Here is a 20,073-nt window from a genome sequence, read left to right as displayed (position 1 = left end):
AATTCAGGCTTTCTTCTATTTATCATAAGACAATCTGCTGGGCAGGCACTTTGAGCGATACTTTGGCAACACCCGTTTCTTCAGCAGCCCTTGCGACTGCTTCAGCGACCGCCTGTGCAACGCGCGGGTCGAACGGCTTCGGTATCACATAATCTTCGTGAAGTTCATGGGTAGCAATCAAAGCAGCGATCGCTTCAACCGCTGCGATTTTCATTGCGTCATTGATATCGCTTGCCTGTACGTCAAGGGCGCCTCGGAACAACCCAGGAAACGCCAGCACATTATTGACCTGGTTGGCAAAATCGGAACGCCCTGTCCCGATGACCCGCGCACCGGCTGATTTCGCAGCATGCGGCAAAATTTCCGGATTCGGGTTCGCCATCGCAAAGATGACCGGATCTTCATTCATCGAGCGTACCATGTTTTCCGTCAATGCGCCTTCTGCCGATACGCCGACAAAGACGTCGGCACCTGCGATGACATCTGCCAATTGCCCTTGTTCCATCTGGTAATTGCTCATTTCCGCAACTTCTGCCTTGAAGGGATTCATGCCATTCGGGCGACCGTTGTATATGGCGCCTTTCGTGTCGCACATGATAATATGGCCAAACCCGAATTTCGCCAGCAATTTGACGATGGCGATGCCTGCCGCACCGGCGCCATTCACGACCACTTTTACGTCTTCGATTTCCTTTTCGACCAATTTCAATGAATTGATGAGGCCAGCCAGCGTTACAATTGCAGTGCCGTGCTGGTCATCATGAAACACCGGGATGTTCATTTCCTGTTTCAGTCGCTGCTCCACGATGAAGCAGGTTGGGGCGGCAATGTCTTCCAGATTGACGCCGCCGAAGCCCGGCTCGAGCAATTTGACGGTTCGGATGATTTCTTCAGCATCTGTCGTATCCAGGCAGATCGGGAAAGCATCCACACCGGCAAATTCCTTGAACAATAAAGCTTTCCCTTCCATGACCGGGAGTGCTGCTTGCGGGCCGATATTGCCGAGTCCGAGTACGGCGGTGCCGTCAGTTATGACTGCAACTGTATTGCCTTTCATCGTGTAGTCATGCACTTTGCTTGGATCCGCATGAATTTCACGGCACGGTGCCGCTACGCCAGGAGAGTAGGCGAGGCTCAAATCCCTCTCGTTTTCCACAGCCACTTTTGAACGAATCTCCAATTTCCCTTGATGCCGTCTATGCAAGTCCAGCGAATCGTTTTTCAAATCGGTCATTTGCCTCATCTCCCTTTTGATTATAATTGTTTATTATATCGCCTCCACGTCAAATTGAAAGACTTTTCTTATAATTCTGATTAATTTCAGACTTTAGGCTGATAGAGAAATGATGAGCCTATATCATTCTTTTTCCATATCCTGTTTAAGGAAGTGAATCAACGCTTCTTCCCGTTCAGCTTGCACAGCTCTCGATTGCGCTTCCGGCCACTCGTAAAAGCCGCTTCCTGTCTTGTTCCCAAGCTTGCCACTTTTTGCTAATTCACTCAGCGTGCGGCCCGGCTTTTGTTCTGTCGACAGGTCCTCGAACAGATAATCCGAAATCGCATAAAAAATATCCAAACCACGCGCCTGCCGATGCTATACGTGACGGCTGCATCGATATCTTCTTTCGACGCCACCCCCGCATCCAGCAAAGCCTGTGCTTCACGGAACAAAGCGAATTGAAGCCGGTTTCCGATAAAGCCAGGGAGTTCTTTTTTCAATAGTACAGCTTGCTTGTTCATCTGCTCGATGAGCGCTTTCGTTCGTTGCAAAGTTTGTTCACTGGTTTTCTCGCCGCCAACGATTTCCACGAGCGGGATTAAATGTGCCGGATTCCAGAAATGTGTCAACACGAAGCGTTCCGGATGTTTCATTCCTTCGGCGAGGGCAGTCGGCATCAACCCCGAGCTATTGCTGGTAATGATAATATCGTTTGCGATCAAGCCCTCCAACTGCTGGTAGATTTGATGCTTCAACCCTATATTTTCAGGTACAGCCTCTATGATGAATTCTGCATTTTCCACCGCTTTTTCCAAAGAACTCGTGAAGGCCACACGCTCCGCTACCTCCTTGGCTTGTTCATTGTCGATCAGTTCATTGTCTGCCATGAGGCGCAGTTTTATTTCAAACCCTTTTTGCGCTGTTTCCAGATCTCGGGCGTCCACCCCGAATATACTTACTGACTGGCCGCTCCATGCCGCTGACAATGCAATTGAATGCCCCATTGTTCCAGCGCCGATAATCGTGATATTTCCCATCTTGACCCTCTCCTTTAGCTAGTAATGACACCTCCATTGTACAGCGAAAAAGCCCGCTAAATCAGCGGGCTTTTTCAATGAAATCGCCTGTCTACTTCTTTTCTTCGGCAAGTTTGATGGAGGCGAGTGTAGACGTGATCGCCATTTCATCGGAGTCATCGGCATTTGCACGGAATTCACGTTTCACTTCTCCGTAACCCTCTACGAAATAATTGCGGTTGATCGAACCGTCTTCTGTCATTGATTCAAGCACGAAAACATCATCAAAATTTTGATATGGCGTCTCTAGGCTTGTGCCAGTTTCCACCACAGTCGCGTCACCGATTTCCTGGCCTTCTTCGATCGGAAATTCCAGGTAAGTCGAAATCACTTCCAAGGCTTCCAATTCTTCGAAGCTTGCCGTGTAGTCATCGTAAAACTCACCTTCCTGTTTAACGAGCTCGATGCGATCTTCATGCAGTCGGAAGACTTTGAGAACGACGGTTCCGCCATTGTCTTCATACGTTGCGACGTGGTTTGCTTCCATGTAATCGGTTTTCAGCGTAAATTCGGCAAATTCATTTCCATATCCTTCAAATCTGGCAATCGACCCATCTTCAAGGAAATAATCATATGGATCGACGGCTGCCTGGCCGCCGTCATGGCTGTCGCCGCTCGTGCCTTCAGCTGGCGTTTCCTCCTGTTTTGCTTCTGTCGCCTCATCTTGGCTTGCCTCTTCCTGCACCGTATCTTCTTCAGGTTCCTCTGTTACCGTATCCTGTGTTCCGCAGCCAGCCACTGTAAGCATCAGTGCCACCCCTCCAAAACCAAGCCAATATTTCATCAACTCTCCTCCTTTTTTAAATATTACGGCTAACAGCCTGATGATAAACCGAATATTCAGTTATTTATTAACGGAATTGATTCGAACTTCCTGTGCGCCTCCGGCTAATCAAAGATGGAGTGAATCGTGATAAATGGGCTTTAGATGGATATCGTATTCTTTCCGCACTTCGTTTAAATCGTAAATATGTCCTCGAAATTCCGGGTCTTCAAGTTTCTCGATCTGTTCATGTACAAGATCCGCAAAATAAACCCCCACGGCTACGCCTTTTGGATATTTACGCTTCACTTCTGCCACAAACTCGTCTGTGAGCTCTTGGTTGAAAGCATGATAAAGCGCCGCGTTCACCACAGTCAAGGAATCTTTCGTCGCGTAGGAGACGACATAATAATTGCCATATTCGTCTTTCAAAAGATCGCGTTCGGCTTCTATATTCATTCTCTTCTCCTCCTTTTAACACTATTACTTGTCCATACCCTCAGCAAGCTTTTGGAAAACAGGTTTCCGAGTCCATAAAAAATCACCTGTACGCCTCTTCTAGACACACAGGTGATTTCCAATCAATACGCCAGCTGCACCAAATCGCCGAATAGCGAAATGAGCAATAAACTGACTACCCCGACAGAGATGGCCGCGATCAAGCCGATGTAAAACGGCTTCAATCCCATCCCGCGGAATATTTTCAAGTTGGTCGATAACCCGACGCCTGCCATCGCGAGGCCGAGCATATAGGTAGATCCGAACGAACTCCAAAAGCTGTAGAATTCTTCCCAGCCCGAGGCGCTGAAAATGCCGAACGCCTGCCCGCCTGAAGCGAGCGTCGCATCCCCGATAGTACGGAGAAACGACAGCAGAAGAAACCCTAGAATGAAAAATGGAAACAATTTATACCATTTCGGCATGGGGTTCCCGTCCTGTCCCTCGCTCCGGAAGAACAAATACGCGATCAGCGGAATCACGGCAATGATGAACAGATTGCGCGTCAACTTCGTGATGGTCGCCACGTCAAGCGCCAGTGTCGAGCCGTACATTTGCTCATACATCAACGCAGCACCGGTTACTTGCGCAGTGTCGTGTATGGCGGTGCCAAGGAACAACCCGGCTTTGATCGGCTCATCTGCAAAAAAGAAATGGGCAAGGTATGGATAGAACAACATGCCCAATAGCCCGAAAACCGTAATATTGGCGATGGCGTACGAAATTTCGTTCTCTTTTGCGCGGATTACCGGTGCTGTCGCCATAATGGCGGTTACGCCGCATATGCCCGTGCCATTTGCGATCAATGCGCCAAGCCGGTTGGACTGCCCAAATAGTTTGGTAAAAAACAAAGTGACGCTGATTCCTACTGTGATACAGGCTATGATGAGCGGCATGCCCCACGCCCCGAGCGTTAAAGCTTCCGTCAAACTCAAGCGCAAACCGAGCAGGATAATGCCTGCCCGCAAGGCGTATTTGACTGCAAAACCGACGCCGCTAATGAAGATCTCCGGCAAGCCTACTGTATTGCGGATGATGATCCCCAACAGGATCGCCACAAAAATTCCTGACACTGGGCTTTTTCCGCCTTCCGGCAATAGCCCGGCCGCCCCGAGTGCCGCGCCGATTAAATCCGCACCATAAATTCCTGCCCATATAACCAACAAACAAAGGGCCAGGCCTGGAAGCAGCCTGACCATTCGCTGATTTTTCGTGTTTTCACTCACGCTCATCTGCTCCTTGCGAACCGTCTTTTGATTTCGTACTAATCGTACCACCAAAATGCGGCTCCGTCTAAGGGCGTTTAAGCTAAGACTTCTTCAAGCAGCCCGATGATGCGTTGTTGCTGCTCTGGTTGCAAGTCAGATCCTGAAGGCAGGCAAAGCCCTTCCGCAAATAATTTTTCGCTGACAGCCGTCTTGCCATGCGGATTATGCGAATAGAATTTGCAGCCCGCAAACAATGGCTGCAGATGAAGCGGCTTCCATACACGGCGCGATTCGATATTTTCCGATTCCAGCCATTCACGGATATAATCCGGCGACCGGTCGGTTCTAGCCGGGTCAAGCAGCATGACTGTCAACCAGCGGTTCGAACGGGTACCTTCAAGTTCCGGCTGGAATTTCACCGCTTCATGCTTGCCGAGCGCAGAAACATAGCGGCCGAAGACAGCTCGGCGGGCCGAGACGCGCAGTTCGATCGCCTCGAGTTGTGCACGCCCGACGCCTGCCAGCACATTGCTCATCCGGTAATTATATCCGACACGGCTATGTTCATAAAATGGGGCGTTATCTTTCGCCTGGGAAGCGAGAAATCGTGCTTGCGCCACTCCTTTTCTGTCATTTGACACTAACATGCCACCTCCGGACGTCGTGATGATCTTGTTGCCATTGAATGAATAAATTCCGTACGTCCCGAGACTCCCCGTTTTCTTGCCTTTATAAGTGGAACCAAGCGATTCCGCTGCATCTTCGATGATGGGCACCCCGTAATGATTACAAAGGGCAAGAAGTTCATCCATGCGGGCGCTTTGTCCATATATATGTACAATGATCACCGCTTTTGGAAGTTTGCCCTCTTGTTCTGCGGCCGCGAATGCTTTTTGCAGCGCCCAGGGAGACATATTCCACGTTTCTTCTTCTGAATCGATAAAGACAGGTTCCGCCCCAGCGTAGAGAATCGGATTGGCACTCGCCACAAACGTCAAACTGGAACAGAAAACACGGTCTCCTTTACCGATGCCCAATAGTTGTAAAGCCAGATGGATTGCGGCAGTCCCTGAAGATAAGGCAGCCGCTGCCTGAGTCGTGGCATACGCCGCCATTTCTGTTTCGAACTGATTGACATTCGCCCCCATCGGCGCAATCCAATTGGACTCGAACGCCTCGCTGATATACTTCTGCTCATTCCCCGTCATGTGCGGGGCAGAAAGAAAAATCCTATCACCTGTTTCTTTAACCGGAACCGGAAAGGGTACAACCGATGTTCCTGCATCCTGTCGAATGTTCATGTACAACAGCCTCCTCTTCTTTCTTCGCACGTTCAGTCCGTGCTGTAATCACTTTGGCAAGTTCGCGGGAATTGCAAATTATTGATGATCAAGCCGGCAGGACCGGTTTCTTCCGACAGGTCATTCGAGCGGCCTTTCACGGTAAAAATCATATCCTCACCGAATATGCCTGTCATTTCCTGGATAATATCTTGTTCAAGTTGCGGAGGAACGAAATCAGTTCCACTGAGCCATATTTCAATCGCATCCAGAGAGTTCTGAACGAACTGCATGGAAGGCGCAGCTTGCTGGAATTTCCCTTGCACCGTCGCCAAATACAAACTTGTCACCTTGCCTCTGCTCCTCGATTGCAAAAAGCCGGATATTGGCTTGAATGGCTTGCGGACTACCGGATGTACACTGCCGCATGGACACGGACAATGCACCGGCATCCACTGTTCTTGAATCTTCAGCCGGATCAGCGGCGTCCCTTTTGTATGGAAGCGGGTCAAGAGAACTTCACCTTTGTCGGTAAACTCCAACACCCCTGTCCGCATATTGAAGTGCAGATTCCCGACAGCACATTCAGAAAGAAATGGGGAACGTTCGGTCGCCATGCTCCACCTGCGGACAGGGCAACCAAACGCGCTTTCGATCTCCAATCGTTCGCTTTCAGACAATATTCCCGTTTCCACAAAAACGGCCACAGCTTGAAAATCCAATAGAAGCCGGTGATCGTTGATGAAACGGGCTATCGTTACAATTGATTCAGATAAACCATCGATGAAATCAGGACCGAAATCATTCAAGTTGCGGATCACAGCTGAAAGATAAGGCTCCGTGCAATGATGGGCTGAATATAGGCGCTGATTGAGATAGTAAATATCACGCCAGAACGCACCTTCTTTCTGCCCGATAGGAACAAAATCCCCACGATAGAACGTCGCACGCTTCATGTCCAGGTTGATTGCCCCATGCTGCTTCTTGAAATGATCCATAGCTGCGGTTTGTTTTTGCAGATCCAAGTTGCTCAGCCATAAACGTGGTGATTGGCCTGGTTCCGAGATTTCAGCTTCCGCCCTTTTCTTACGGCCAGTTTGCGTACGGATTTCATCAATCCGTTCATTAAAAAGCGCTTCTTCGATAACCGGAAGCTGCCTTAAATCACTGGCAACTCGGATATCAGCCAAGTCCTCCCCATAAAAATCCCGGTAAAATGCACTATGCTCGGCAGCATGGCGGAGAAGCGAGCGAAGTTCCTGGTCTTGATACCGCTCTTCTGATTGCTGGTCATTCTCGTTCATGCCCGAAAGTTGATGAAGAAAGCGATAATAGCCCATGCCATATCTTTTCCGTGAATTGGCATATTCACGTAAACTGAGCAACAGACTTTGGAGGTAGACGGGAGAATTCCCATACAGTTCCGTTGATAGCAGCTTCACTTTGCATCCCCCCTGCGCTTCTAGGCAGAAACTGTAATCAGGCCAATCCCCCTTCGATCTTCCATTGTTCTTTCCAAGCTGTTTCTTTTACCTTGTCTTCTTTCGGGCGATTCGCGAGTTTCAATAAAGTGTCGCGGATTTCCTGTTCTTCCATTTCAGGAAGCTTCTTCAAAATCCGGCTAATTTCCACTTGGCTGATCGGTGTGGCTTTGCCGATATGGATTTTCGCAAACACTTTTTCCGATTGGATTTCACTCGGATCCAGCAATTCCTCATAGAGTTTTTCACCCGGCCGCATGCCCGTGTACTTGATTTGAATCTCATCCTCTTCAAAACCGGACAAACGGATCATATTGCGGGCTAAGTCGACGATTTTCACCGGTTCTCCCATGTCCAGCACGAACACTTCACCGCCGGATGCGAGCATGCCTGCCTGAATCACCAGGCGGGAAGCTTCCGGAATCGTCATGAAATAGCGGGTCATTTTCGGATCAGTGATAGTGACAGGGCCGCCTTTCGCGATTTGTTCACGGAACAGCGGCACGACACTTCCTCTAGAGCCGAGTACATTGCCGAATCGCACTGCGGCGAATGTCGTATCAGAAGAAACCGCTAAATTCTGGACGATCATTTCTGCAAATCGTTTAGAAGCTCCCATGATATTCGGGGGATTAACGGCTTTATCGGTAGAAATCATGACGAAGTTGCCGACGCCGTGGCGATCTGCCGCTTCTGCCACATTCTTTGTCCCAAAAATGTTGTTCTTCACCGCTTCAAGCGGATTCGCTTCCATCAAAGGCACATGCTTGTGGGCAGCGGCGTGATAAATGATGTCGGGCTTGAATTTACCGACCATTTCAAAAATCCGTTCACGGTCCTGGATATCCGCAATGATCGGAACAATATCGATTTCTTGTGGCACTTTTGCACGCAACTCACGGTCGATCGTGTAAATCGAGTTTTCGCCATGGCCAAGCAAAAGAAGGCGCGCCGGTTTGAAAACACTGATCTGGCGGCATATCTCTGAACCGATTGATCCACCGGCGCCAGTGACCATAATGCTCTTTCCTGCGATTTTTTCAGTCAATGCTTCCATATCCAGGCGAACCTCTTCGCGGCCAAGAAGATCTTCGATTTTCACGTCACGGATATCGCTGACTTTGACTTTGCCTACCATTAAATCTTCAATTCGCGGAATCGTCTGTACTTTAAGTCCGGTTTCAATACACAGTGTTGTCACTTCAGCCATTTCCCTCTTCGACAGCGAGGGAATGGCGATAACGATCTGGTCAATCTCGTTGTGTGCGGCCAAACGCGGAATTTCAGAAATCGGCCCCGCCACTCCTAATCCAAATATTTCCAGACCCCATTTTGTCCGGTCATCATCAATGAAAAGAATCGGCTTTCGTCCCCATTGCGGATTCTGCTTCATCTGCCGAACAATCATGCGCCCGGCTTCACCCGCACCGACAACGATCGTGCGGCTTAATTGCCCTTCACCTTTACGCGGCTCGCGCTCATGATACAAGCGGAATGAAAAACGCGATGCCCCGAGGAATAGAATGAGGAACATCCATGTCAGCGCCAGGATCCGGACAAACACCCCGCCGGTCTGGATATATTGCATCACTGTCGCGACGAACATCGTCAAAGTGACCGCTTTGACGATCGACTTCAGCTCGTGGACCGAAGCGTATGCCCACACTTTCCGGTATAGCCCGTAGTGCCAGGCAAAGGAATGATGGGCAATGAACAATGTAATCGTCATCAGCAATAGCAGGCGGTTTGACATGATGTTGTCGAACGGCAGCAAAAACAAATAACAGAGATACGTTGCTGAGAGGATGATCAGCGAGTCAATTATGAACAATGAAGTATAGCGTTTAGTAATCGTCATGTCATTAGCTCCTTCACCTCGCGCAGGTACCCCTTATCAATTGTATTCATGGCTGTAATAATGGTCCTTGCTGAGTTTGTAATTATTCATCACGACTCCGACGATATAAGCTTTGGAAGTCGCTAGGCTGTCGCGCGCCTTGATTGCGCTTTGCTTTTCGGTTTTTCCAGTATTGACGACGAGCACAGTGCCGTCGCATTTATTCGCCAAGATCTTGGAATCCGTCACCGACAGGATCGGCGGCGAATCGAAGATGATCAAATCGTAGCGTTCCTTCATCTCAACGACCAATCGATCCAGTACCGGTGAATCCAGTAGTTCTGCCGGATTGTGCGGAATCTGCCCTGATGTCAGCAGTTCCAGGCCACGGATGCCGCTATCGCGCACACTTTGCTCAAGCTCCCCTTTGCCGACCAATAAATTCGACAAGCCGATATGATTGTTCAAATTGAAGGTGTGGTGCAACGTCGGTTTGCGCATATCCGCATCGACGAGCAGCACTTTTTTTCCGGATTCCGCAAAGACGACGGCCATATTGGCTGAAGTCGTCGATTTGCCTTCCTCTTTCGAAGCGGAAGTGAACAATAAAGTCTTCATTTCGTTTCCTGGCAAGGAAAAGTTGATGGTCGTGCGGATCGTGCGATATTGTTCGCTGATCACCGAATTCGGCTTAATACGTGCTACCAACTTTCGGGCGAGCGGCCGTTTTGACGCTGTCTGGTTCAACATTCTCATCCAACTCCATTCTGTCAGTATGTTTCGATGGTTTATCCGTTCTGTCCAAGTCGCCGACCGGGCTTACCACGCCGAGCACTTGCAGGCCAAGCAATTCATCGATATCTTCTTCCGTGCGCACCGTCGTGTTCAATTGATCGAGGACAATCGCAAGTCCAGTTCCGAGCATGAAGCCGATAATCGCACCGACGGCCATATTGAACAGAGGATCCGGCTTGACCGGCTCAGGGCTTGCAGGCATGGTGGCAGGGGCGAGTATGCTGACATTGTCGACACGCATCAAATTGCGGATTTCCTGTTCAAACACTTTGGCGGTCGTATTGGCGATCAATACCGCCTGCTGCATCGAACCGTCTTCGACTTCTAGCGTCACGACTTGTGAATCTTCGATGCTGGAGACTTCAATCCGTTCGTTCAATGACTGCACCGTTTCATTAAGCCCGAGTTCATTGATGACTTCCGTCAAAATCGCCGGGCTCTTGATGATAACGTTATAGGTGCTGATCAATTGAAGATTCGTATCGATATCCTGCATGCTGAACTCCTGCGCATTTGCCGGAGCTTTATTGACGAGGATCTGAGTCGATGCCTGATAGACCGGCTTCATCCATAAATAACTGACAGCTGCCGCGATGGCGACAAAAGCGACAGTCATCGCGATGATGAGCGGCAGGCGTTTCTTCAAGTTCTTGAAAAATTCTTTCATATTGAATGTACTTTCCATGTCTTCACCTCATATCCCCATGTACGGGGTGATTTTGCTTGTTCAATGGAGCTGTTTTTCTGCAAAGCGGCCGATGATCCACAGGCGCAGCGCTTTGCCGTTATGTGCGTTCAACATGAGGATGATCCATAGCACTAAGCCGATCGGCATCAATAGTACTTCGGCCACCCATCCTGTCATCGGCATCATGCCGGCTGCTGTAAACAATGTGAAAAAAAGAATCGAGACGTATACGGACTGGAAAGCGTGGTAACGGACGAAACGGTTTTCCCGCTCAACCATCAATAGGATGAAACCCGAGAAAAACCCGAGCAAATACGCAAGCGACCCTGCCACATTTTCCGAAAGGCCTAGCCCGGTGATGGAAGGCTGTGTGCTCGGGGCTTCCCGGCTCTGCTTGAAGACGGTTTGCTGCTCGAAATTGACAGGCGGTTCATTCGTCATCTTGATTTTGTTCTCAATCATCTGCTTTTCCTCCTTGATATCTGTCTTCCTATCGGTTAAGACCCATACTAAAGAGAGCAGGTTAAAACAAAGTTAAATAGTTTCACTAGTTTTATTTATCTAATAAATTAATTAATAATGGCGCTTTCGTCGTGCTTACGCGCAAAGTTCCCTGGGATTTTCCGCAAATAAAAAAGCCGACCCGTTCGCCCCTTCGGCAACATGATCGGCCTTTCCATCTTCAATTGGTGAACTTATACCCGAATCCCCGGACTGTCTGGATATATCGCGGAGTTGCCGGATCGTTCTCTACTTTCCGGCGCAGGTTGCTGATGTGGACCTTGACGGTTTGGACATCGCCTTCTGAATAATAGCCCCACACTTGGTCGTATAATTGCTCGGCTGTCCAGACGCGGTTCGGCGTTTGGGCCATCAAGAGCAATAATTGAAATTCTTTATGGTAAAGTTTCACGGGCTTACCCTTCACATACAGCTCGCGTGAATCAACATGGATATGAAGGTCGCCGAATTTCAGGATCGATAACTTGTCCTCTTCCCCGCTCTTCCAGCCATTGCGGCGCAGGATCGCTTTGACGCGCGCTTCCAGCTCTGTGAAATCAAAGGGCTTGGTGATATAATCATCGCCGCCCACTTCCAGCCCTTGGATTTTATAGGCGAGTTCTTTCCTATAGCTGACGAAAAGGATCGGCGTCTTGGTCCGTATCCGGATTTTCTCGCACAATTCCAAGCCGCTCATGCCAGGCATTTCGATATCCAGCAAGATCAGGTCCGGAGTTTCTTTTGACAGCACGTCCATCGCTTCATAACCATCTTCCGCCTCGATGATTTTATAGCCTTTCTTTACCAGGAACAAACGCATCAATTCGCGGATGCCGTCTTCGTCTTCGACAATCAATACAGTCGCACTGTTCATGAAAATCCCTCCCATTTGTTAGTATCTCAAGGGCAGGGCAATGATGAATGTGCTGCCTGCGCCTTCTTCGCTTTCTGCCCAGATTTCGCCTTTATGTGATTGGATGATTTCTTTGGCAATCGCAAGGCCAAGCCCGCTTCCTTTATAATGGATCGATTCATCGATTTTGAAAAACCGGTCGAATATATGCGGCAACGCCTCTTTTTGAATTCCGCATCCATTATCTTCTACACGGATGATCAATTCGCCGTCCGCTTCCGTTTCGTCCAGTACATGTGCGCTTGCCCGGATGCTTGTCGATAAAGTGATGCGCCCTTCTTCCGGCGATGTGTGCTTGACCGCGTTCCATAATAAATTCGAGAAAACTTGGTCGACACGGTCCACGTCGACCAAAAGCCGCCAATCAGCTGGCCGTTCTTTTCCGCCAGGCCCTACAAAATGAAAGCGCCTGCCGCTTTGTGCAAGATCCGCTTCCATCGAAGCCGCGATCCGCTCCAGCCACTCATCAAGCTTCAATTCTCCGAAACGCAGCGTCATATTTCCCGATTTGTATTTCGATAACTCGACTAGGTCTTCCGTCAAGCGCTCGAGCAACAAAAGTTTTTTGTGGATCATATCCAAATACCGGGGATTGTTTTCCTCGATCAAACTCTCTTTTACAGCCTGGATATAGCTATGGATCAAGGTGATCGGTGTGCCCAGTTCATGCGAAATCGCCGACAGCATCTCATTGCGGGATTTTTCGACTTCCTGGATTTCGTCATTCACCGTCAATAAGTTCATATTGGTGATCTCCAAAGCCATCGTCCGCTCTTTGACGTTGCGTTCAAGGAAGAAATTCAAATTGGTGATTTCCTGTGTCATGCTGCGAAGCGTAGCAAGCGTTTCCACTCTCATCAAAAATTCTTCGACATCACATGGTTTCACTAAATAATCGTTGGCCCCTGCACTGAACGCATTCGTTTTTTCCTTGACGCTTTCCTTGTCGGACAACATCAAAATCGGCAATTCCGTCAGAGTGGCATTGACTCTTATGCGGCGACATAGTTCGTCCCCTGCCATATCCTGAAGCTCGTCATCGAGAATGACCAAGTCCGCCGGCCGATTCTCCAAATGCACGAGCGCTTCTTCGCCACAGCTGACGCCTTCCGCCTTATACCCTTCTCCCTTAAGCTGATGGATCAGCATCAACCGATTGACTTCCTCCGCCTCTACGACCAAAATGCGCAACCCTTTCCTGACGTTCTTTTCCTTGATCAGCGAATCTGCCAGTTGCGAAGCCGTCAGTTCCCTGATTTCTGTCGGCGGCGTGGATTCCTGTTCCCGTTCTTCTGTAAGCGGCAGCGTGAAGGTAAAAGAAGAGCCTTTCCCAGGGGCCGATTCCGCTTTCAGCCAGCCCCCCTGCATTTCCACAAGCCTTTTGGTGATTTTCAGCCCCATCCCGATGCCTAGATGCGGTGTTGTGGAATTGCCGATTGGTTCAAACAAACGATCCAGTTGCTGTTCTTCCATTCCACTCCCAGTATCTTTGACCGTAATGGCGACTTGTTTTTTGATGATTTTTGCAGTAATGATGATTTCTCCACTATCTGTATGCTCCACCGCATTGCCGACAAGATTATAGAGTACTTGGCGCACCCGTTCGGGATCAGCGATTGCTTCCGGAAAGTCAGCGGGAATTGTGTGCTTTAAGCTAACTTCGCTCGATTTCAGCAAGGGGGTGCACAACCGAATCACGGAATCCGCAACGCCCGGCAGTTTCACTTTCTCCAGATGCAAAGATAGCATATGGTGTTTCGGGCCTGAAAAATCCAATGTTTCATTGATCATCCGCGCCAGCTTTTTGCCACTCTCAGAAATCGTCTCCAATTGTTGGATAACAGAAGGCGGCATTTTACTATAAGCGGATTCTTGGAGAGATTCCGCTATCCCCACCATTCCGTAAAGCGGCGTACGCAAGCTATGGGAAGTGATGGCAAGCAACTCATCTTTACGTTCATTGACTTGACGAAGCCGCTCGATTTCAATGCGCTGCCGTTCAACGGAACTGCGCTCGCGCTGAAGCCTTTCTTGTTCCCTGATCTTCTCTTTGTCCCTCAGCGCCAATGCAGCGAACAGGACAGCGAATACCCCCAAGAAGAAAATCAAGCCTTGTGCCGCCATGGTAATCGGCAAGACCCCCGAAACATAGAGTGCATCAAATACGGCAGCGGCTAAAAAGAAAATCAAAGATACCATATAGTAACGGGCATGAACCACTCCCCTTTTCATCCCGTAGACTGCCAACAACAGGCTGACAACCAATGTCGCAGCAAGAGCCAGCGTCAGGAGCAGCCTCGCCCATTCGAACGAAATGAATAAAGTAGTTAAAACAACTGCATTGAATAAAAGCAATGCCTTGATCAGCCGGTCCGTTTCAGGCAAATGGCGCTTCGTATTCAATAAGCCTTCCGTTAGCAGTGTCGCAGACAGCGAAGCCAGGCCGACAATGAAAAACACACTATAGCCATTCCATAAATCCAGCTCCGGCCAAATAACATCAAGACTCAAACCCGCTGCAGAAGAAAAAAGGAAAAAGGCGGTTATCGCATAAATGACGAAATACAAATAGGCGCGCTGCCGCATTGTGATGAAACGGTGGACATAATAGAACAAAAACATTAAGCCGAGCCCACCGAGCACACCGACAAACGCGACCTGTTGCCTGGTCTGGCTCTCAAACGCTTCCCGATCCCAAACGGTAACCGGCAATTGAATCGGCGCAGAAGATTCAACGCGCATCCAGTAAATAGCCGATTCGCCTGTGGGCGGAGATATCGGAAAGACTGCCGTTCTATGGATAATTTCAGTATCCGCCTCCTGGCCACTCCGAACTACCGTAAATCCTCCTTCGCCATCATCTGTATAAAGGCTCACTTGATCGACGCTCGAAGATCCGAGTTCGAGAAGCCATTCCTTCTCGCTATGAGCCATGTTTTCCACTTCCAGCATTAGCCAATACACCGATGAGCTAAAACCGATATTCATCGGGTTATTGCTAGCAGGCATAAAATTCCAAGCATGAGGCGGCTGTTGGATATCTTCAATTTGCAGATTGCCTGATTCATCTTCCAGAACAGAAAGCCGGCTGCCCGCAGCAACTTCTTGCTGGGCATCATCCAGCACGAGCAGATTGCCGGAATCGGCTGAAGTATTCATGCCGGCACCCGAAAGCGCCATGCAGCATACGAGAAAAAAGAATAGAGCTGAGTTTATCTTTCTCTTGGAATAACCCATGGAACAGCACCTCTTTTATCCGAATTATCAGATATCTGCAGTTTTCAGCAGCTCTTGTGTTGAATGCGACAACGAAACGCAGAAAATAATCATTTGACCTAAGGCAAAAGATTTATATTTTATTTTTTTAATCCATATTATGTATATTAACTAGGTTTATTGATTTAACGAAATCATATCATTTCTCACAGGAAAAGAAAACCATTTTAATTTCCGAATATTCAAATATATATTTAGAACTATGGTTTTTACATCATTTTATTCCCCTTAGTCCGAAAGCATTAAAAAAGCCGTAAGCTTCTGCTTACGGCTGCAATATTTTAATTGTATCGATTTCGTTTCCTTTTGCTTGGTACATCGCCTTATCCGCCCGCCTTAAAATAGAGGAAATGCTTTCCTCTGCGGATAAGGCTACAGCTGCCCCTAAGCTGAAATTGACCGGAACTTGATTGCCTTGGATGGTCCAGTCTCCTGTAAGCTCCGCACGGATTTTTTCAGCAACTGCTAGCGCCTCTGAATCAGTGGCCACACCTTCCAGAATGACGACGAATTCATCACCGCCCATTCTGGCAGCAACATAACCTGCCTTCTCCAACTTGGCTAAGCGAACTGCAAATTCCGTCAAAACCATGTCACCGAAATCATGTCCATAATCATCATTAATGCGCTTGAAATCATCGAGATCCAACACAGCCAAGGCTATTTTCCCGTCTGCTTGCTCTTGATTTTTCAGTTTGTTGCGGCTATATTCCTGGAAATAACGGCGGTTCGGCAGCCCGGTTAACGAATCATGGAATGCATAATATTCCAATTGGGCTTCGTATTTCTTCTGCACTGAAATATCACGGACAATCATGACCATATGGGAGAATGCGCCTTCCTCATCGTAGACTGGGGTCCCATTCATCTCCCCCCAAATCCAGCCACGCCCCGGATGATCGAAGCGCAGCTGCAAGGAATAGGGGCCCGCCTGTTGCACTGCCTCCTGAAACTGCTGATCCACAAGCGATAAATCGTCTGGATGCACGTTAAAGAATGGTTTCTGCTTAACTGCTTCTTTGGAGGCAATGCCGAAAATCTCCTGGCTCGATGGGGATACATATAAATACTCCTTTTGCCTGTTCATCAAGACCACTACATCGTAAACATTTTCGGCGATCACCCTGAAATTTTTCTCACTTTCCAAATATTTGCTGACCAGCCTATCCAGCTCGGTCATGTTTTTCGCCATCATATAATAGCCTGTTACTCTGCCTTGGACGCTGATCGGGATGAATTTCACCAAACACCCGATAGCATTCCCATCCTTCGATTGCAAGCTCAGCCGGTGGTCTTTATAGAGACCCGCTGCCGCTTCCTCGAAGATTTCTTTCGATCTTGCGCGTTCGCTTTGCTCAACCAAGCCACAGAAATCCCTTCCAGCCAATTCACTGATCGGCCGCTGGACAAGCGCCCTGGCCATCCGGTTCCCGCCATTGATCTGCCCATCCAATGTCAAAGTGAATACCGCATCGCCGTTGCTTTCAAATAAGGAACGGTATTTGGCATTGCTTTCCTCCAAACGGTTAAGCGCTTCCTCCCGCGCATGTTTTGCCAATTTTTCTTCCGTCACGTCATTGACCACGCTGACGATATGGCTGCAACGTCCGATTTCGTCAAACATGGGTGTCAAGCGCGACTTGGAGTAACGCAGCTCCCCGTTCGGGGCATAGTAAGAATCTTCATAAAAAATACTCGCCCCTTCCGCCAACGCCTTTTCATAGAAATGTTTCAGCTCCTGTGCAATTTCTGGTTCGTGCACTTCCCCGAAAGACTTTCCAAGAACGGAGCCATCCAACTGAGTATTGGTTTTTACCGCCTCGTTGATGAATTCATAAACCCAAGCATCCGGCTCGACTCTGACAATGAAAATCATCTCTTCTATACCTTCGAGCAATACACGCTCCAACGCCAACCGTTCAGGCTTGCTCCCCATCTACAATACCCCACTTCCCAGAAATGCCACTGACTTGTTTAACTTGTTTTAACTTCTTTAACATCTTATCAGATTTTCAATCCAGCAGGAACGTTCCCGCCACTATTTTTTCACCTTCAATTCTGCTGGTTCCACTGCCCTAGCCGCCAAGCACTCTTTGAGCTAAGTGCCTCCTTATCCGCTATAATAAAATCAACTTTATCCGGCTAAATGATTTCATTGTTCAATTCCTAACCGGATCGATTAAGGAGGGTCCATTATGTGTTTGATCAATTTGCAATTCCAGCAGCACCCCCGCTACAAACTGATTGTCGCCGCGAATCGCGATGAGTTTTATGGCCGTCCCGCTGCGCCCGCCCATTTCTGGGAAGACTTACCCGGGATTCTCGCCGGCCGTGATTTAAGCCAGATGGGCACTTGGCTCGGCGTGAATAAATCCGGCCGCTTCGCTGCGCTGACCAATTACCGGGACCCTGAACATATGGCAGCTGGCGCCAAGTCACGCGGCGAACTGGTCACACAATTTCTTGATGGCCATATCTCTCCCGAAGATTATCTGCGGGCGATCAATGACCAGGATTATGCCGGATTCAATTTAATCGCCGGCGATGCCGAAGGGCTTTATTATTACAACAATATCCATGGAGAACCGGTAAAAGTTCCACCCGGCACTCATGGATTGAGCAATCATTTCCTGAACACGCCTTGGCCGAAAGTCGAGCGCGGAAAAGAAAAACTCGAAGCCTACGTATCGGTGAATGAACAATTGGAACTTGACCGGCTGTTTGAAATCTTAGCGGATGCCGAACAAGCGCCCGACCACATGCTTCCAAAAACCGGAGTCGGCCTGGACTTGGAGCGAGCGCTTTCTCCCATGTTCATCAAAATGCCTGACTACGGGACGCGGTCCGCAACGGTGTTGCTCATCGGCCATGACGGGCTTGTCACTTTCGCTGAACGCAGCTACGAAAACGGCGAGTTCCGTGAAGACCGCAAATACGAATTCCAGATTCCCTGAAAACAGCCATCAACAAGGCTTACACCCGCTTCTAGAGATCTCATTGAATTCCGGGAAGCAACTTTATGCATTTGCCTCTTCTCCATAGAAATGATCTCCAATTAAATAAGCCCATAAGAAACCCCAAGCGAATGATCCGCTTGGGGTTAAATTCAAACTCCTATGCAAAATCGACCTGCGCTCCCATTCAGAAGTGCGCTCTATTCCATGGCCATCTAAAATGGCTTCCATAATATCCAGCGCCACATGCCACCCCGCAACGTCTTTCGGGGTTTGATCTGTAATATCCGGCAAAGTTTCGACCATTTTCACTCTCGTGCCTTGGCCATCCGGGCTCAGATCAAAATGCACATGGTCGTCTCCCCATTCAAACGCAAGAATCTCGCCTTTTTTATAGTCGGTAATCGGAAATTCCTTCTTTTTCCCATGGCCCATTTCCAGTGTCAGATGGCCAGATTCGCCTTCTTCTTCCATTTGAAGCCCTGAAAACCAGCGATGGATTTTGTGGTTGTCTGTCAGCATTGCCCATACTTGCTGTGGGGAATGCTCAAAGTATCTGTCGAATGTGGCGTTGTAGCCGGTAGGATTTTTAGTGATTTCTGCTGTCATTGAAATTCCTCCTTCACTCGTCTTTATTCATAGTATACCCAAGTTCCGTGTGTTTTCTACTTAAATCGGGTATATTGTGCGGGAGGAGCTGAAAACGATGAGATTAGGATATGCATGCATGAACACCGAGTTGAAAACGGTTTTTCGCACATTGCGTCTAGCTACAGCCGAAAAAGAAGGCGTCGAAAAAATCAAAGAATTGACAATCCAAAATATGGAAACTACATTAGAAGTCATTCGCTGGAATTTGGAGCAGGGCATTCTTTTTTACCGCGCTTCGAGTTCCATCGTCCCCTTATCGACACACCCAATCAATGATTGGCGCTGGTGGGAAGATGAAGATTTCCTGGCGATAGCTGGAGAGATCCGCCGATTGGTAGATGAACACGGAATACGCGTTTCTGTACATCCAGGTCAGTATACAGTGTTGAATTCACCTAAACCTGAAGTAGTCCGGAAATCGATTGAAGACCTTGAATACCACGACAAATTGATTCAATTGCTCGGTGGCACAGACATCATCTTGCACACAGGCGGGGCATATGGCGATAAAGAAACTGCCAAACGGCGTTTTGCCGATAATTATTTGATGTTGTCCGATAGCATCCGTCAGCGATTGAGGCTCGAAAATGATGACAAAACTTTCACATTGCGCGATGTGCTCGATGTGCACGCCATGTGCAAGGTGCCGATTTGTTTCGATATTCACCACCATAATTGCAATAATGACGGGGAGCCGGTTGATTTCTCGGAAATCCTGGCTACATGGGAAGGATACGGCCGCCCGAAAATCCACATCAGCACCGGCCGTGAAGGATTCACCGACCTGCGCCACCATGACCTCATCTCAGAAGAGGACTTTGCTGAATTGCTGAAGGTTGTCGAAGGCTATGAAGTCGATATCATGTTTGAAGCGAAGCTGAAGGAACAAGCAGTGTTGCCTTTTCTCCACAAACTCCAAAACCAATAGCAAAA

At 48.6% G+C, this 20,073-nt stretch carries 16 protein-coding genes and 1 pseudogene; 2 read left to right on the top strand and 15 right to left on the bottom strand.

Annotated features, from left to right (window positions below):
* Positions 1–22 precede the first annotated feature (22 nt).
* From ystJ to ON064_RS06855, 14 genes and pseudogenes are all read right to left on the bottom strand, one after another.
* Complete coding sequence (gene ystJ / locus ON064_RS06920; RefSeq protein ID WP_407951597.1) at positions 23–1,234, bottom strand: NADP-dependent malic enzyme; 1,212 nt, start codon at positions 1,232–1,234, stop codon at positions 23–25.
* A 123-nt stretch (positions 1,235–1,357) separates the two neighbouring features.
* Positions 1,358–2,223, bottom strand: a pseudogene (locus ON064_RS06915) (3-hydroxyacyl-CoA dehydrogenase family protein).
* Positions 2,224–2,347: 124 nt separating this feature from the next.
* Positions 2,348–3,079 (bottom strand): hypothetical protein, encoded by a 732-nt coding sequence (locus ON064_RS06910; protein ID WP_274624204.1) that lies wholly within the window; start codon positions 3,077–3,079, stop codon positions 2,348–2,350.
* Positions 3,080–3,187: 108 nt separating this feature from the next.
* Positions 3,188–3,517, bottom strand: coding sequence for a hypothetical protein (locus tag ON064_RS06905; RefSeq protein ID WP_121297983.1), 330 nt, complete (start codon positions 3,515–3,517; stop codon positions 3,188–3,190).
* A gap of 122 nt (positions 3,518–3,639) precedes the next feature.
* Positions 3,640–4,782, bottom strand: a complete 1,143-nt coding sequence (locus tag ON064_RS06900) for a YeiH family protein (protein ID WP_274624203.1) — start codon at positions 4,780–4,782, stop codon at positions 3,640–3,642.
* A 77-nt stretch (positions 4,783–4,859) separates the two neighbouring features.
* Positions 4,860–5,972, bottom strand: a complete 1,113-nt coding sequence (locus ON064_RS06895; protein ID WP_274624215.1) for an aminotransferase class I/II-fold pyridoxal phosphate-dependent enzyme — start codon at positions 5,970–5,972, stop codon at positions 4,860–4,862.
* 125 nt (positions 5,973–6,097) lie between these two features.
* Entirely contained in the window at positions 6,098–7,486 is a 1,389-nt protein-coding gene (locus tag ON064_RS06890) for a phenylacetate--CoA ligase family protein (RefSeq protein WP_274624202.1), read from the bottom strand.
* Between the two features lie 37 nt (positions 7,487–7,523).
* Complete coding sequence (locus tag ON064_RS06885; protein WP_121297988.1) at positions 7,524–9,383, bottom strand: polysaccharide biosynthesis protein; 1,860 nt, start codon at positions 9,381–9,383, stop codon at positions 7,524–7,526.
* A 36-nt stretch (positions 9,384–9,419) separates the two neighbouring features.
* Positions 9,420–10,118, bottom strand: a complete 699-nt coding sequence (locus ON064_RS06880) for a CpsD/CapB family tyrosine-protein kinase (protein WP_274624201.1) — start codon at positions 10,116–10,118, stop codon at positions 9,420–9,422.
* Positions 10,054–10,842 (bottom strand): YveK family protein, encoded by a 789-nt coding sequence (locus ON064_RS06875; RefSeq protein WP_121297991.1) that lies wholly within the window; start codon positions 10,840–10,842, stop codon positions 10,054–10,056. The genes ON064_RS06880 and ON064_RS06875 overlap by 65 nt, the downstream gene beginning before the upstream one ends.
* Positions 10,843–10,884: 42 nt before the next feature.
* Positions 10,885–11,307: a DUF4870 domain-containing protein gene (locus tag ON064_RS06870; protein ID WP_121297993.1), complete on the bottom strand. Its 423-nt coding sequence runs from the start codon at positions 11,305–11,307 to the stop codon at positions 10,885–10,887.
* A gap of 220 nt (positions 11,308–11,527) precedes the next feature.
* Entirely contained in the window at positions 11,528–12,220 is a 693-nt protein-coding gene (locus ON064_RS06865; RefSeq protein WP_274624200.1) for a response regulator transcription factor, read from the bottom strand.
* A gap of 18 nt (positions 12,221–12,238) precedes the next feature.
* The gene (locus tag ON064_RS06860) at positions 12,239–15,496 is read right to left on the bottom strand and encodes an ATP-binding protein (protein WP_274624199.1); all 3,258 of its coding nucleotides are present in this window, start codon (positions 15,494–15,496) and stop codon (positions 12,239–12,241) included.
* Positions 15,497–15,800: 304 nt separating this feature from the next.
* Complete coding sequence (locus ON064_RS06855) at positions 15,801–17,471, bottom strand: diguanylate cyclase domain-containing protein (RefSeq protein WP_274624198.1); 1,671 nt, start codon at positions 17,469–17,471, stop codon at positions 15,801–15,803.
* A 259-nt stretch (positions 17,472–17,730) separates the two neighbouring features.
* Here ON064_RS06855 and ON064_RS06850 point away from each other — a divergent pair, with 259 nt between their 5' ends.
* A complete protein-coding gene (locus ON064_RS06850; protein WP_274624197.1) occupies positions 17,731–18,489 on the top strand; it encodes an NRDE family protein in 759 nt (252 codons plus the stop codon).
* 63 nt (positions 18,490–18,552) lie between these two features.
* On the opposite strand, the gene ON064_RS06845 is transcribed toward ON064_RS06850, so the two are convergent.
* The gene (locus ON064_RS06845; RefSeq protein ID WP_274624196.1) at positions 18,553–19,098 is read right to left on the bottom strand and encodes an SRPBCC domain-containing protein; all 546 of its coding nucleotides are present in this window, start codon (positions 19,096–19,098) and stop codon (positions 18,553–18,555) included.
* A 97-nt stretch (positions 19,099–19,195) separates the two neighbouring features.
* Between ON064_RS06845 and uvsE the strand changes: the two genes are divergently transcribed.
* The gene (gene uvsE / locus ON064_RS06840; protein ID WP_274624195.1) at positions 19,196–20,068 is read left to right on the top strand and encodes a UV DNA damage repair endonuclease UvsE; all 873 of its coding nucleotides are present in this window, start codon (positions 19,196–19,198) and stop codon (positions 20,066–20,068) included.
* Positions 20,069–20,073: the final 5 nt, after the last annotated feature.

This window comes from Planococcus sp. A6 (assembly GCF_028823615.1).
Lineage (GTDB): Bacteria > Bacillota > Bacilli > Bacillales_A > Planococcaceae > Planococcus.
The sequence above is the reverse complement of the archived record's forward strand: the minus strand, read 5'-3'. Positions and strand labels throughout refer to the sequence as shown.